Source organism: Aquimarina aggregata, from assembly GCF_001632745.1.
GTDB lineage: Bacteria > Bacteroidota > Bacteroidia > Flavobacteriales > Flavobacteriaceae > Aquimarina > Aquimarina aggregata.
Window position 1 is genome coordinate 37,403 of sequence record NZ_LQRT01000010.1, and the last position, 16,152, is coordinate 53,554.

15 protein-coding genes are annotated in these 16,152 nt (G+C 35.0%); all 15 read right to left on the reverse strand.

What is annotated here, in order from left to right; all coding sequences use genetic code 11:
- Positions 1–4: 4 nt before the first annotated feature.
- Entirely contained in the window at positions 5–4,189 is a 4,185-nt protein-coding gene (locus AWE51_RS10800) for a baseplate J/gp47 family protein (RefSeq protein ID WP_082832401.1), read from the reverse strand.
- A gap of 22 nt (positions 4,190–4,211) precedes the next feature.
- Positions 4,212–4,637: a hypothetical protein gene (locus AWE51_RS10805; protein ID WP_066313371.1), complete on the reverse strand. Its 426-nt coding sequence runs from the start codon at positions 4,635–4,637 to the stop codon at positions 4,212–4,214.
- A 56-nt stretch (positions 4,638–4,693) separates the two neighbouring features.
- Positions 4,694–5,095, reverse strand: a complete 402-nt coding sequence (locus AWE51_RS10810) for a GPW/gp25 family protein (protein WP_066313373.1) — start codon at positions 5,093–5,095, stop codon at positions 4,694–4,696.
- Complete coding sequence (locus AWE51_RS10815; protein WP_066313375.1) at positions 5,085–5,285, reverse strand: hypothetical protein; 201 nt, start codon at positions 5,283–5,285, stop codon at positions 5,085–5,087. The genes AWE51_RS10810 and AWE51_RS10815 overlap by 11 nt, the downstream gene beginning before the upstream one ends.
- 9 nt (positions 5,286–5,294) lie before the next feature.
- Positions 5,295–6,944 carry a type VI secretion system tip protein VgrG gene (vgrG, locus tag AWE51_RS10820; protein WP_066313377.1) on the reverse strand — a complete coding sequence of 550 codons (1,650 nt, stop codon included), beginning with the start codon at positions 6,942–6,944 and terminating at the stop codon, positions 5,295–5,297.
- Positions 6,945–6,947: 3 nt separating this feature from the next.
- Positions 6,948–7,643, reverse strand: a complete 696-nt coding sequence (locus tag AWE51_RS10825) for a CIS tube protein (RefSeq protein ID WP_066313379.1) — start codon at positions 7,641–7,643, stop codon at positions 6,948–6,950.
- A gap of 1 nt (position 7,644) precedes the next feature.
- On the reverse strand, positions 7,645–7,803 hold the full coding sequence (locus AWE51_RS26460) for a DUF5908 family protein (protein WP_157766073.1): 159 nt from the start codon (positions 7,801–7,803) through the stop codon (positions 7,645–7,647).
- Between the two features lies 1 nt (position 7,804).
- Entirely contained in the window at positions 7,805–8,293 is a 489-nt protein-coding gene (locus AWE51_RS10830; protein WP_066313382.1) for a phage tail protein, read from the reverse strand.
- Positions 8,294–8,300: 7 nt separating this feature from the next.
- Positions 8,301–8,747 (reverse strand): phage tail protein, encoded by a 447-nt coding sequence (locus AWE51_RS10835; protein ID WP_066313385.1) that lies wholly within the window; start codon positions 8,745–8,747, stop codon positions 8,301–8,303.
- Between the two features lie 219 nt (positions 8,748–8,966).
- Complete coding sequence (locus AWE51_RS10840; protein ID WP_066313387.1) at positions 8,967–9,443, reverse strand: phage tail protein; 477 nt, start codon at positions 9,441–9,443, stop codon at positions 8,967–8,969.
- Positions 9,444–9,495: 52 nt separating this feature from the next.
- A complete protein-coding gene (locus tag AWE51_RS10845) occupies positions 9,496–11,145 on the reverse strand; it encodes a phage tail sheath family protein (RefSeq protein ID WP_066313390.1) in 1,650 nt (549 codons plus the stop codon).
- Between the two features lie 30 nt (positions 11,146–11,175).
- A complete protein-coding gene (locus AWE51_RS10850; protein WP_066313393.1) occupies positions 11,176–11,952 on the reverse strand; it encodes a hypothetical protein in 777 nt (258 codons plus the stop codon).
- On the reverse strand, positions 11,949–12,533 hold the full coding sequence (locus AWE51_RS10855; RefSeq protein ID WP_066313396.1) for a DUF4255 domain-containing protein: 585 nt from the start codon (positions 12,531–12,533) through the stop codon (positions 11,949–11,951). The genes AWE51_RS10850 and AWE51_RS10855 overlap by 4 nt, the downstream gene beginning before the upstream one ends.
- Before the next feature lie 325 nt (positions 12,534–12,858).
- Complete coding sequence (locus tag AWE51_RS10860) at positions 12,859–15,651, reverse strand: Kelch repeat-containing protein (protein WP_099098782.1); 2,793 nt, start codon at positions 15,649–15,651, stop codon at positions 12,859–12,861.
- A 75-nt stretch (positions 15,652–15,726) separates the two neighbouring features.
- Positions 15,727–16,152: a GlcG/HbpS family heme-binding protein gene (locus tag AWE51_RS10865; protein ID WP_066313399.1), complete on the reverse strand. Its 426-nt coding sequence runs from the start codon at positions 16,150–16,152 to the stop codon at positions 15,727–15,729.

Genomic DNA, 16,152 nt, shown 5'->3' on the forward strand with positions numbered 1-16,152 from the left:
ATTTTTATGATTCGCTCAAGGATTGCGTTACGTCTTTGGCTACCTCAAAATCTAACTCTATTTGCATATAATTGATGCCTTGAAAACTATCCTCATCATAACCGTTTTCATCAACAATATCAATAAAATGCGTTGCTCCAGAAACCATCACTGTATCTGGTCGAGATGGTACTACAATAGCTTTACCATTATTAATACTTCTAACATCTGTAAAGGTTTTTCCATCCTCACTTTGAAATAACTTTAAATTGGCTACATAATCGATATATGGTCTTTCTGCAATAAAATTGATGAGTACACTTGCATGAAGACTACCTCCTATTCTGATCTCGCTATCTTGGTTATACGCCCATGGAGATAAAAAGCGTTTGAGCTCATCAATCAATTTTTCTTTGTAAAAGCCTGTGTCATAGTCTGGATAAAACTGTACCGTACATCTAGTCAATATTTGTACGTATGAAGGGTTATGTACAGCTATTTCTGCATAGGCAGGTGAATGATTATCAAGAAATTCTCTGATTTGTAAAAGTGTATCTGCAGCTACTTTTGGTGCAAACGGATTAAACGGCAGGTTTTTTCTAATATCTGGTATGACAACAATAGCTACTTTTCCTAATTGTTCTGTTGAAGAAAGACATTTTACTTTATATACTTCTGGAAAATTATCTAACACCATATGCTCATAATCCCAAGTAGTAATTGCTCTATTTTTATGCCGAAGGCGTTCACTAAGGCGCTTATAAAATATAGTTCCCTCTTCTGCTGGTTTTCCTTTACTAGAGGTATAGGGCTGAGTAATGCTTTTTATTTCTGGAATAGACGCTAAGGTTTCTGTAATGGTCTCTGAAGCTAAAGGATTTTTAAAATGAGAAGGTGCAACCACGTCATTGGCAAGTGTTACACTAATGGCTTGAGCCTGTATCGCAATGGTATCAGAGATCCCTGTTATATTAGTAGAAGCACTTACTTTAAGCCAATGTAACGCATCTGATAGTAGTGTGCCGCCAGTAGTCGCATCTTCAGGAATTTTAATCTGTATAATACCTGTATTTACCAAACCATTGGTGGTATCAGATAAAATAGCTGCCGTTGCTAGGGGTACCCATTCATTATTTTGCAGGTAACTCCATTGTACGGCTGGTTTTTCTACGTCAGGATTTGCACTTCCCTCAGCCATCTGAAACAAAACAGAAAATACATTAGGTGTTGTAAGCTTAGTTATTCCCAAGTATAGCGTTCCTTCATCATTGTATGTCGGTAATACACTAGAGGTCTCACCTGGTATTAACGCTTCAAATCCAAATGGGTGAAGATGATACAAGGTATCGTAACTGTTTGGAGCATTTATCTCTGGTACAATTGACGTCTGCGCTGTATAACTTATAGATATACTCTTTGCCTTGGGTTGATAAGGTTTATTTATTTTGAGTTTTTTTATTTCATCATGATCAGAAATTGCTTGATTTACAAAAAGAGTATTGTAAAGTGAATGTTGAAAATCTAGCGGATCAAGCTCTAACTTAAAATAACGATCCCAATCTGTCACATTATCTTTTCCTTTGGTACTGATCTTAGGCATTTCGTGATATTGATAACCACTTGTTTCTAACAACTCAGAAACATTCGTATCTGATACTTCTCCATCGGGTGGGAACAGTTTTAAGGACGAAATACGTTTTTCAGCATTATTTTCACAGATATATAATTGGGCTACAAAATCATCATTCGCTTTAATTGTATAGTCACTTTCGTCAAGACTCGCATTATCGGTATCTACCAACCAATAATTCTTATAATGTTCCTTGAAATTTTCTGGATGCTTTATCCATTTTAGATCAAGATTCAAATTAGATAACTTCTTTTGAGAAATTTCTTCATTGCCGATATAAAAATTGTTTCCTATTTCGGGTTCAAACCCGAATGGTTCAAACGGTTTCTTAGCATCAATCGTGTTCTGATCATTTTGAAGAACAATATCTTTTATCCCCTCAACCTCTACGTATAGATTCACTTTATGGAGTACTAACTCCATTAGTTTTTGATAACTACTGCGGTAATTTTGTTTACCTATTAATCCCTCTAAATGGTGACTTAGCGAAAATACCAATGATGGTTGTTTGCTATTTATAAATTCATTAAAACTTGTATTCATATATGGTGTTACCACTGGCAGATCCTTTTCAAGAAGATGAATAACTACCTTAAGTGTATTTGGCAATACCTGACTAGATGGAAATTTTTGAATTGTGTTTCCCGTTTTACTTATACTGCCTATACTATCTATGTCTACTTCGTTTGCTGATCTAATCTTTGCAATTTGGTACAGGTGACCATCATCCTTATTACCTCCACGATCAGGAAAGAATAAGTATTTACCAAGATCTAACTCATTAAAATCTTTTTCCTTTTCTGTAATGACTACCTGCGAATTATCATTTTTAAAAGAAACATTTTTTGCATCATATTCACTTTCAGGTTGCTCCGAAACAAAATTTCCAAACGTAAGAGATGTTCGCTCTGGCTGAAACCATTGTTCTTCACTACTCAGGTATACATCAAATACATCTTTTTTATTTTTAAAAATGGTCGCTACTGCATTTGCGTCACTATTCTTTACTCCAAAATCTAAAAAAGTAGTAATGGTTCTTTTACCTTCTTTAAGCAATAAAGTTGGAGAACTGATAGCAAAGCCTATGTTTGCTGGTAGTAACTGCTGATCTATATTTGGTTGTCTGTTCCCAAAAGTTCTGAAACGGTTGCTCTCATCTTTATCTCCATATTGACTAAAAGCAGTAGATCTTGCATCAGAATTGGCATAAACATTAAAGGTTTTTTCTGTAGTAGGAGAAGGAAGCGATATACCACGTATCTGACGATTTATTAGTTCTAGTAATCGGTATATTCTATTCCAGTCTTCTTCTTTGTCACTTAGATTACTACTTGTCTGTACAATATGAATAAAATCAGGTTCTTTAAGTTTAAGCTCTTCATTGATATATTCTGAAGCTTCGTGACTGATATTTACATCGGTACTCTTAAGGTCCTCAAAAACATTGGCAAGTGAAGCTTGATTGCCTCTATACAAAGGGAGGTCATCTCCAGCATTTGGATTTCCATACACATGTTTTAGTAGTGTATCAAAACCTTCTTTATCATGTAGTTCTTTTAGCTCCTGCTGTCTTTTATGCTTGATTTTGTTTTTGTACCCTGAATCCAAAATAGTGTATACCTCTTGCCAATCTGTAAGTATGCCATTTTTTTCTTCTTGGTTTTTCTGAAGGATACGTTCGAAATCTTGTACTTTAAGAAATAATTGTGCTGTCACGTATGATAACCCCTTCGGGTCATCATCTTGAATCAGTGGTTCTAGTTCAAAAATAGTAGCTACTCCTTCTGGTAAATCAGGAAGTGGGTCTCCCGGGTTCGGATGCCCAAGTGCCATTTCCATCATTTGGATGATTCCACGGTGGGGAGTATTTCTATTAATAAGATGGGCGTCTTTAATAGTAAGTCGTTGTTTGTCTACAAAAACATTTTTTAATTGCGCTATTTTAGCCTGACTAACAATGGTATCTTTATCTGTTTTATAATGCAGTTCATTACCTTCTTCATCTACTGCTGCAACTAAAACGGTATCCTTTTTTATTTCAAGCTGATCTATATTCTCTATAAGTTCAAATAAAACATTTACCACATCTGGAACTGCTTCTTTGGGTGTAAGCCCTAAGCGCTCTGTAAAATAAAAATCAAGGTGTTTTTGCGTTAATCCATTGATTTGATTTTTAATATGATTAAGCAATTTCAGAAAAGTTAAAAAAAGGACTACATGTGGTTGCGATAATCTATGTAGTTTTTCCTCATCATTTAAAAAGCTCTCTGGATCTTCTACGTAAGCCGCCAACTGATTTGCCCATTCCTCACGCATAGTTTTCTGTTCGAAGGGTTGTTTGGAAATATAATCTACACCGTTTTCAACTAGAAATGAATCCCAATATATTCCGGGTTTGAACTCGTTATTTTCATCAAAAAATCGAAGTTCTTTTGCCAGACATTGCGCCTCTGCAATTAGTTCTTTCATGCTACGCCCTTCTATCTTAACGTAGTCTGGATGTATGGCTTCTAGATCACGGTCTTGTTGACTAGTTCCATCCTTAAAAAGGAGGTTTTGAGTTTTTATAGTATTCATCATCTATTCTACTACTATGTGTTAATTAAGTGGCTTTTATCTTAATGTTATTTGGTATTAATTTTCCTGTACCTATGTGCATAGGTAATGGGTCTGGTGCATTTACTGGAGGTGGCTGTTTGGCTGGGGATTTGACTTCAAAAATCGCTATGAACAGTTTTCCTTTTAGAATGAGACTTTTGTTATCGCTTTTGCTTTTTTGTGTTAGCTGATTTGGTGCTAAATTATTTATTTTCAATGTGCCAGAACCGGGTATTGTGAATGGCGGAATTATATACGAACAATTGGCGATCTCTACTTTTTTTTCATCCCCTTCTACGCAAACTTTTTTACCATTGATAGTTGTTTCTCCAGAAGCCTTTATCACCGTTGTAGGCATAGGAGGTAACAAAGTAATGGCTCCTATTGTAGAAAATTGAACTGTATCGCCATCCATAATTATCAAATCCATTGTCTTATTTATTTTGATTCGTTATTCAACCCGTTTTATGCATTAGAAAACCCGAGTTAAATCGAGGCCTCATTTATATAAAATGGATACACCAGATTAGAACGGGTATTGGTCATATGCACTGTATAGTCAATAGAAATAGTAATCAAACCATTTTCTAAATCTGAATTTTCAAGTTTAATATCATCTACCAATATTCTTGACTCATGATTTAATATGGCATTTGATACTGTACTACGTATATCATTGATAACTCCTTGACTTGTTTCTTCAAATAAAAATCTGTTAAGGTCACAACCAAATCCTGATTGCATAATGCGTTCTTGTAGTGCCGTTGATAAAAGAATTTGAAGACTTTGTTTAATATCATCTTCTCCTTCTTTCATTTCTACAGCTGCTCCATGCGCATAAAACTCTGGGGGGAAAGACCATCCTTTACCTAAAAATTTATTTTCCATCTCTTTCTGATATTATATTTTCTAATTCTTTTTCAGTATGGTTTTCAGGTATATCGGTTGCGAGTTGAGAAGCTCCTTGCTCTTGAATTTTATGAACTAGATCAGCTACTTTAATATAAGGTTGTTGTCCTAATCCAGTTAGTATTGTATTGGTTTCGTCTATTGTTAATTCTAATGTTATAGTTTCCATGTTCATTTTCTATATTAAATCCACTTTACTTCCTTTAATGCTCACATTTCCTTCGGCTTCAATATTAAAATTGCCTTCAGCTTTAATTTGACAATCTTTTGCACTTATAATCATTACTCCATTTGTATTGAGCTCGATATGATTACCATTGGCATCTGACATCTTTATAATTTTCTGTTTTTCATCTATACTAATCTGATTTTTTTCTGATGTGGATAGCGTAATTACTTCTTTACCTTCATCAAAAAGCAATTGGTATTTTGATTTGGTAAAAATTCCTTTTTGACTATTTTTTTCATCAAAAGGTATCGGTGCTTTATTTTTAGCACTATGCATTGATCCAAGAATAATTGCTTGTCTAGGATCGTCATTTAAGAACCCTACAATGACCTCATCTTCTGGTTCTGGTCTAAAAAGCATGCCTCTCTCAACCCCTCCATCTATAGTAACTAAGCGCGCCCATACTGTATCTTTATCTGGTCCTAAAGCCGGAATCATAACACGAACCTGAAACGGGTGCTTTGGGTCTTCTTTATGTGCTTTTACAATACCTATTTGTAATCCATTTACACCAGGAAGTAAACCTGCCGCTTTTGTATCTGTTACATTAGACTGTGCCGCAAACCAACAAGGATCCATCCCAATTTGCAGATGAGTAATCCAACCTTCTGGTGTCACTTCATGTCTAACTCCTGTTATAATATTCTCTCCTGTAAAGGATTTACTTACCCCTTTGATGGCAATAGTTTGTCCTACTTGAATTTTTGGTGTTCCAACGATTTTAAACCAGCCTCTGAAAAACGACAATCTTGATTTAAGAATTTGACTATCTGACCAAGCCTTAAGCTCTTCTGTATCCATTGTCGCAGCATGGATTAATGTTGTTTCTTCTGCTCCTACTGTAGGGGCAATTTTAGAAATATCGTGATCTCCCTGAGGGACTTTATATTCATCACCTTTATCGGGTGTAGTAAGTGTTTGCTTAGAGCTATCCCAAGCCACAGCGTTAACTTCATGATATTGATTGCCTGCATTCACCTTTAGGTCAAAATCATAAATTTCTTTTTGTCCTAATTCCAGCTCAAATGAAGGTACTTGAATTGTAGGTTTAAAAACAGCTATCTCCCCGTTATTAACACTCACCAATTGTGCGTTGGCCTCTGCTCGCGAAACCATAAAATCCCAATCTGTGGCATAGTATTGAATCATCTGCGGATGTGTTACTACAGTTTCAGTCATCGTCCCTTTTAAACCATTTTGTTTTATTTGCTTTTCAATGATCACGCTATCCTTTTCGCCAATGTATACTGCATTTTTACGAGCATTGGTCATTTTGATGGCTTCGTCACTTAATTCAATAGTAAGTGTAGTACCAAATTTATTTAACTCTAACGACTGGTTTACGACTATTCCAATAAAGACGGTATCTTCATTTTGAGGTTCATTTTCATATCTAAGAGCAATCTCTATCCGTTTACCAGGATCAAAAAAACGTTCGTCTAGAATATCAAATTTTTGTTGCGAAACAATACCGTCAATCAACCTCAATTCGGCTGTTGGAACTTTATTAAATTCTTTGCTCACATCAATAGACAGAAGTTCGTATCGACCTTCCATTTCTATTCCTTCACTCGTAATAGTTGCTGTAACTACTGCCATTATTTACTTTTCTATTGGAGGAAAATAAATTTCCTGTCCTGGTTTCAAGTTTCTAAAATCATCTAGATTATTGGCCTTTGCCACTAGTACATAATATTGTGGCGATCCATAAATTTTTTCGCACATTAAAGGCAATCTGTCATGAGCTCCAACTATTCTATAATGCGTAAGATCCGGAGAGCTTTTTCTTTCTTTTTTAAGGCGTTCTGATTTTTCTATATCACCAAAAAATGAAGTATCTAATTCTGCTCGTAACGGAATACCACTACTATTAAATAAGGTGTAATTTATAGTTACAGAACCTAAGCGGCACTTAAATAGCAGATCTCCCCATTTTAAAGTTAAAAACCTAGGTTCATGAAGCTTACCATCCATATAACTGGTCATTTCTAAAAAGCGTTGTACCTGTTTATACACATCGTCGTGACCTCTACCAATGATATTTGTTAATCCAAAAGTACTTACACCACTACCATCTAAAATGATCTTAAGGTTGAGTTTTTCAGGTTTACTCATTGCATAGTTAGCCACTCGCCCACTAGTATTTATTCCTTGTGCTCTACTATATATATTTTCATAAGATAGCGAGTACGACTCTGGATTAAACATCACCACAAACTCATCTACCTTATCCTCTCTTTCTACTTTATCGTAACTTACAATGGTAAGTTTTTCAAACTTTAAAAAGTTAAACGCCATTTTACCTACGGTTTTTCTTACTTAATATTTTCAATACTTGATCGACACATTCTTGTACTAGATTCTCTTTCTCAAGTCCTACTTCTTGAGATGATTTGCCAGACTTTTCCTCATCTGTCAATACTGCCCGAATCACTATTTCTTTGATTTCTACTGCCATTTTATATCCTCATTATTTGAAATCTGGTATATGCGAGCTCCATTGTATCTATTGCTACAGAATTTGACTGTGCATCGAGATCAGACACCGACCATTTAACCGGATATGCTTTTAGAAAAAGCCATGCTCCTATTGGATTACCCGCCTCATTAAACTTGGTCACTAATACATTAGAAGGGTAAAATTTAAACCTAGAAAATGCTAGATTAAACTCAAGGTTTAAAGGAGAGGGTATACGACTAGTGACATACCCTCGCTCTAAAACTAAATTAGTATAACTAACCTTGCTTGGTAAACGATGTGTATGCAGGTTTTGTCCTCCTTCATTGATAGTTTCCAATTGTACCTCGGTACTCATCCCACTAACTTTCTGAAATCTTATATCTATAGGATTGGGTATCAAACCTCCTGCGAAGAAAAAGACTCCAAACCTATGGGATAATTCGGGAGTTCTGTCTGCAAAATTTATTTTTTCTAAAAACTGTGACATATAATAATCATTGGTTGTGTGTAATCCTTAAATCATGAGCAATCAAATCCAAACTTTCTATGGCAATATCGTTAGTGCTAACGCTAAATGATGGTGCATCCATTTTAAAGGGCAGGGCTCGGGATATATCCCAGCTTACCGCCGCCGTGCCAGTCTCATCACATAGCTCTATCCTAATGTCCTTTTTTTCACCTGCTTTTATCCAATCGTATAAATCCTTTCTTTTACTTACAAGCCCACGTTTAAGTGTAACATTAATAGGTTTTCTTTGACCTCGAATCAAGTGGATTCCTGTTACCCAACTAAACCCATGTTTGTACATTACGTGTTCATGATCAATTTCAAGACCTGAAACTTCAGAAAAGGACATTGTCTCGCTTCCGTTAATAATTACCCTGTAGTTATATACTGGTAAAGGATAATCTTCAATAATTTTTTGTTTATCTGTTGCCATAAGAGGTTATTTATATAGTATCAATTACTGGAGACAAGCCCGCAAGACAATTAACCTGGATTATCAATGTTGTTAAGTTAAATTTTTGTGTTGTCAGTCTGAGCTTGTCGAAGACCATTAACACTTTGTTTTTGAATTCACTTCGACAAGCTCAGTGTGACATCTGAATATTACTTTTTCTTAACTCAACGACATTATCTGGATCGCATATAGTAATGTTTATGCTAATTCTTCCATAGTTACTCTGAAAGCCATAAGCTCCATAGACTCTATAGCCACTTCATTGGAATTGGCATCAAAGGATGGTGCTGACAGTTTTGTTGGAAATGCATCAATTACTTTCCAGTTCACAACAGTATTTCCTGTTTCATCTAAAAGATGAACTACAATATCCTTCTTATCCACACGATTTAATTGGATACCATTGATCCATTCATAAAAAACCGGGATACTTTTACCCTTTACAAATCCTTTTTTAAGGCTAATATTTACAGGTTGAATCTGCCCAGGCATATACATAATATTGGGTCCCACTTTACCACCAGATGCAAAGCTTTCTTTATAGGTAATAGATTCGAATGAAAGCTCAAGACCTGATATTTCTGAAAAGCTGAAGGATACTCCATCAATATCCACTCTATAATTATAAATAGGTAATGGATAATCTGTTTTGATTTGTTCTTTTGTTAACGCCATTTTTTCATTTATTAATATTTTACAATTGAATGATTTTGATTAGGTTACTGTATTAAACCTCTTGTAGTTTATGAGAGAATTTCAGAATGATAAACTCTGCTGGACGCGTAGCTGCAATACCAATCTCTATGATCATTCGCCCTTCTAGGACATCTTGTTGTGTCATGGTTTTTCCTAGCCCTACATTTACAAAATAAGCTTGCTCATCCGTAGAACCTGCCAAACCTCCTTGTTGCCAGATTCCGTAAAGGAAACTTTCGATCATGGCTTTTACTTTTAACCAAGTTGATGGGTCATTAGGTTCGAAAACGGCAAAATAAGATGCTTTTTTAGTGGATTCTTCAATCATATTGAATAATCGACGAACAGATACATAGCGCCATTCGTTATCATTTCCTGCTAATGTTCTTGCTCCCCAAACCAAAGTGCCTTTTCCAACAAAACTGCGGATAGCGTTTATAGATTTTCCTGCCGTAGTATCTACATTTAGTTTCTCTTGATCTGAAGAAGTAATCTTCACTATAGGACCATTAACCGCATTAAGACTAACATTTGCAGGTGCTTTCCACACTCCTCTTTCTCTATCTGTTGTAGCATAAACTCCAGCTATAGCTGAACTTGGAGGCAAAATCATTTTTTCTTTTGCCAGTTGATTTACAATTTTATTGTACAACGCAGATTGGTCTTCTTTATAAGACTTTAAATTTTCTGATTGTCCGTTTTTAATTAAATCCTGGCTAGAAGGAGAGGAAGTTTGGCTAACAATACCACTTTCATCAAATGCTACAATATCAAAACCTTTTTTATCACTAATTAATGCCCAAGCTTCAAGTATCCTATTTACATCTATACCCGTATCTGGTACATTTTTTATGCTTAATAAATTATTAGTCGATATTGTAATCTCTACTGTTGTTCCTGTTCCTCCGTTTACTCTAAACTTTGGACTTGTAGCATTATCACCCGAATACGTGATTCTAATCCCTTGATATTCTACTTCGAATGCACTGTCTTCAGAAGAAGTTAATTGCTTAACTATTACATCCGAATCATCATACTTATACGAAAGTGAAGTTTGTATGTATGGTGTATAAGCAGCTCCGTATTTCAAGTTATTGATCCCAATTCCATTTCTAAAACTACTTCCGTCGATATCATCTTTCTTAGTATCAAAAACGCAAAACCTATCCTTAAGTTCGTTGCATTGTTTCAAAGCTTCCGTACAAATTTCATGGTAATCATCTGCTGGCAATTTTGCAGCTTCTCCTAACATCACAAGTGTTGGTTCATCCTCTTTGGCTAAAGCTTTAAGGCCATCTAAAAATGAATCTTTAGCTGTAGCATCTGAATAATCATCATATGTTCCAACAGAAATAATGTAACATTCGCCTCCTCCGTTTTTGAAATAAAGGTCCAATGCATGGTATAAAGTGCTTTGTGGTGGCGTTACTTTTACGCCTTTGATAACATTTTTGTTTTCTACATCTACAACAAAGGAAGCTGATTGTGCTTTTCCGAAGATTTCCTTATACTCTAATAAGGTAGAAATTCGTATTGGACGTATAGACTCATCATCTGAGCTTTTTAGTGTTTTTTCGGTATAACCAATAAAAGCTGGAACCGCAGTAGATACCCCTGCTACAGACGGCGGTAGTAGAGGAATTTCCTCTGTATACACATCTGGTGTTAAATAATTAGACATATTAGATAATTTTTAATGTTTAAACTTTACTTAATTGATTTTAATAATTTGAATGCCATTATCACTTATATCGGGATTAGACAAGTGTTTAATAATCATATTTTCATTTTGGAATAATTGAATATTCTTTCGGGCCGTATCACTATAATGAATAGCTTTACTTGATTCAAAAACAAACAACTGTTTATTGGGGAAATTTAAGCTTAGGGCAGTTGCTATTTTATCGGGAATGTCATTTAGGTTTTCTAACTTACCAAATGTTAATTGAGCGTCGCGATCCTTGATTTCTAGTTTTGTAGTTGCGATACCAGATAGAATATAATACTTCCACTTTACGGTTTTTGGCTTGAAGATTACTTGGTATAGGGTTGGTTCTTTATCAAGATCAAAATCTACCCTACTTAACTCTATTTTTATCTTTGCAATCACAGGAAAGCCATTCTTACGCATATTTGCTGTAGTTCCGGACACCACTAATTCTTTACTATCGTTTTTTAATCCTTTATTGGTAAAGAATAAAATGCTATCATTGTCAATCATCGATGTATCTGTAATCTCGTCAAAACCGCTAGTTGTGGGAAACACATTAAAACTAAGTGTGTCATCTTCCTTTATTACCGGTAATCTATTCTCTTTTTCATCTAATGGTATTAATACTTTTAATCCTTTTGAAGTATGTTTTACAACAAAATGTCGTTTTCTCAAAAACTGTAATGTTTGTTCCTCTGGTATAAGTACCAGATCCATTTGAGCATCAGAAAAATATTGATGATCTATTGTTATCTGAAAGAATTCGTTGTACTTCATTTGTTTATCTTTTCTATAGTATTAAGACTAATTTCTGAAGCATTTTTACCTACAAATTCAACACTTAGCTCGTCTATAAATGATAACAAACGTATCTTGTATAAAACAGAAGGCAAATACGATGTGTTTAAAGAATGCCATACTTGATTTTGCTCTTCAAGAGGAAGTGATATTAGTTCGATTGTAAGTTTTTCTATATTTTCTTCAGAAAGCTGAGGTGCACTTAAAGGTGTTAAAACACGATGAACTTGAAAAAACTTAATTACATGAGAAAGAAATTTAAGCGCTTGATTGTAATCACTAAATTTTGATACAAAAAGTATTTGCAATTCAATTCTGATCTCTGGGCTAATTTGAGTTCTAATTCCATTCTGAATTATTCCTGAATATTGATCAGCGTTTCTAAACTTTCTATCCTCGGCAACATTAATCAGAAAAGGTGTAACCTTATCATCTGTAAATGATACTGGATCATTATTATTTGTATTGATAAACTCTACAACATCTAATTCTGTCGTTCCTAAATTTTTAAGGTATTCATTGAGTTTATCCTTTAAAACACTTAATACTGTATTGATCATGATATACTACCTTATGATATATTAATTCTTGATGAATCAAAGTTAGAGAGCAATGCTATTTCATAGCTAGCACAAATGCGGTAAACCTGTAAACATTTTCGACAGAATAATAGAAGAAATCCGACATGCTATAGCATTTCCGACAATAAGAAAGTAATCACAGAAGTTAGTGTGCTTGAATGTAATGAATACAGGAAGATACTTAAAAATCAGTCACAATAGTATATAAGACTGTGGCTAGCCTTATATACTTTTTCTAAATCTTTAAGGGACGAAATAATAGTTATGAGGCCGTTAAGAAACAGCATCACTTATTTTTTGAAAATTAAATTTTATCACTAATCTTTTTAATAAGACAAACCCAATCTTGCTGATTTTTACTCTTAGGAATTCCTATTGTTCTTATACCTCCTCCATGTATTTTTTCTACAGAACCATTTTGCAATTCTCCTCCTTCTAGCGGATCAAACCAATGTATGGAAAATGTTCCCTCGACATCTTTTAAATCTATGGTATATGTTCCAGAGCTTGCTAGATATACTGCATATATTTCTCCTTCTTTTCTAAGGCAATAAGCTTCCTTGGAATTAACAAGTGTATGCTCTGGTTCCATTTCCCAATAAGGCAAATACCTCTGAAAGAAAGTAGTAGCATAATTTGTTAGCTCCCAAAGTCTATCTCTTTGACGCCAATCTTCTGATGTTAAATCATTATGAGGATGTTTTGCCCCAAAATACCATTCTACACCACTACCTCCTGATAACAATGTTCCCCAAAGGGCATACGTTCTTAATGTATTATGATTGATATCTTGATTATCTGGTAATGCTGCTGTATGCCAAAGTCCTATTTCGTCCATAGTAATCAACCAATCTTGTTTGGCCGCTTTAGCTTTATTTCTCCAAGTTTCTAAAACTTCGGGAGCATGCTCGCGCTCGGATTGCTGTAGAGATAAACCATCTAAATATTTAAAACCTAAAATAGAATCTAAAATTACTGATCTATGAGGGTCTTCAGAATGTGTATGCAGTAATACGGGATGTTTGTATGGGTCTGTCTCTTTAAGAAACTTTGCCATATCCTTTCTTTGTTTATCATTTTGTGCTATTGGTGTCCAAGGAGCTAAGCCATTTTCTTCTCCTAAATTCCAGATTAATCCTAAATGGTGACCATATCTAGCTATTAATTCATGGTAATACAACTGTCTTAATGGTCCTGTATCTCCTCCATCTAACATTGTTTCATTTTCAGTTTCTTGTAATACTACATGCAACATAATCCCTTTAGATTGCATATGTTCAAATACTATTTCCCACTGTGATAATTTACTAACATCAAAACGGTCAAATGTTTCTGAATCTGTGTATGGCCATACATCTTTACCATCACCTAAAATATTCAAGGTTAGAAAATAAACAGCATTCATTCCTTTAGAAGCCAAATAATTTAATGCCCCAATTAATGATTTTCCTTTTTTATCTTTCCATGTTGCATCTCCCGGTTTCCAATCTTTTAAGTGGTTTGGATATGTATGAATTTCGCTAGTGGTACTTGCCTCTCCATCTTTTTCTGAAGCTTTAAGGCGATACGTATCGTCAAAATCTACATAAGCTAATAGGTTTTCTGGGCTATTTGCTCCACCCTTGATCCAATATTTTTTTGAATCTCTAAATTTAAAATATCCTTTAGACACCTCAAGCATACCATTTGCTCTAAAATCAACACCACTTTTATCTGAGTTAGAAACAATAAAACTACCATTTGCATTAGATATATCAACTTTGGTCCCATTAGTGAGATTAGTATCCAACCCAATACTGTCGTCATGGTGTAGTATTGCTGAATATGTCCATTCTCCTATTACATCTGGAGTAAACCTAACTTTCCAGATATTACCACTATCTGCACTAGTGTTTGCTGCGTTCCCATCTGCTGCATAAAACCCTCTTATAGTACGCTTTGTTTCTGCATGCTTAAATTCTACCGTTAAACGATAATTTAAAAATGGATTATCTATTGCTTTTTCTGATGTTTCTGGTCCTTTAAATGGTAGGGTTACCGTATGCCATTGTTTATAAACAGTTTTTCGATTTGTGTTAACTACATCGCTATCATTGTGTCCTTTTCTGGGTAATTTTAATCGCTCTATCGAAGTAAGTTCTGGGCCTCCTCCTCGATTACCACTACCTGATGCTGTATATACATAGTCTCCAACGATTACAAAACCCGAGCCATGACGACCATTTAGTAAAGATGGCCATTTATTCCATGATTTAGTTATTGTATTATACGCTTCTACCTCGGCGTGTGCTTTCTCATGGGCAACACTTTCTCCTCCTCCAATTACAATTTCATTATTCCATGCAAAAATACCATTGCCTGCTCTTTCGGTAGGTATTGCTAAATCACTGGTTACAGGTTCCCACTTTTGTGCATCAAAATCATATACATTTCCATAACTACTGGTTAGAGCCATATCCTGATCTGTTGCCTTAGAGGTTCTGCGACCTGCAAAAGCATATAGTTTATTATTAGCTACTGCGACCTGAAAATGATCTCGTGCATCAGGTGCATTAGGTAACACATGCCACTCTCCTGTTTTAGGGTCATATGTATCAAACCAAGATTTATATCCGTCTACATGACCGTTTGTAATACCGCCAACCAGATAAATTTTATTATTATGATACACGGCTCCGGCCCCTCCTCTACGTCTATTTTTTGGTATTGGATGGCCATATTCATATCTATCTTCTTCTGGATAATAAATAATAACTTTATCAAGAGGTTTTTCATTTGGCCATTCTCCTGTCATTGCTCCGACTAGGTAAATAGCATTACCCACCACCACAGGTTGAAAATGATGTAGTTCTATTGGTGTTGGTGATTTTGCTATCCAAGTATTCGTTTTTGTGTCAAATACGTCGGTAGGATTAATTCTTCTCCCCCCTATTAATAAAATTTTATCCTTATAAGCAACTAAACCTGCTTCATGCCTCGCAGTAGGAATCCCTTTTGCCGGAACAATTTCCCATTGTTGATTGTCATCACAACTTTGTAGCAAAAACAATCCTACAATAACCAATGCAATATATTGTAAATAAAAACTTCGTTTCATGATTTTTAATTCTTTGTATCCTAAATGAATCTCTTTGATGTATTTAATACTCTATTTTTATTCTCCGAATACAATTTACCAAGTCTTATTCTTCAATGCCTCTAAAACCACTACTTCGTCCATTTCTGCATCCATAGTACCTGCTACAGCTATGGCACCTACTAATTTTCCTTCATACCAAATAGGATATCCACCTTTTAAAGGAACGTATGATTCTACTGTGACACTATCTAGTACTAACATAGGTGTTCTTCCTTCTAGTACAACTTTTTCAATATCCATTGTAGGTCTTTTAAATGCCGCCGCCGTTGCTGCTTTTCCTATCGCAATTTTAGAAGCGCTACTCATCGTATTATCAAGGCTTTCTAATAAGAGAAGATGACCTCCTTCATCTACAATAGCTATAGCTCCGGGTACATTATGATGATTCGCAGATTTAACAGCTTCATTCATCAACATCTTAGCCTCATTATACGTTATTTTAAATGTTGTTTTTGGCAT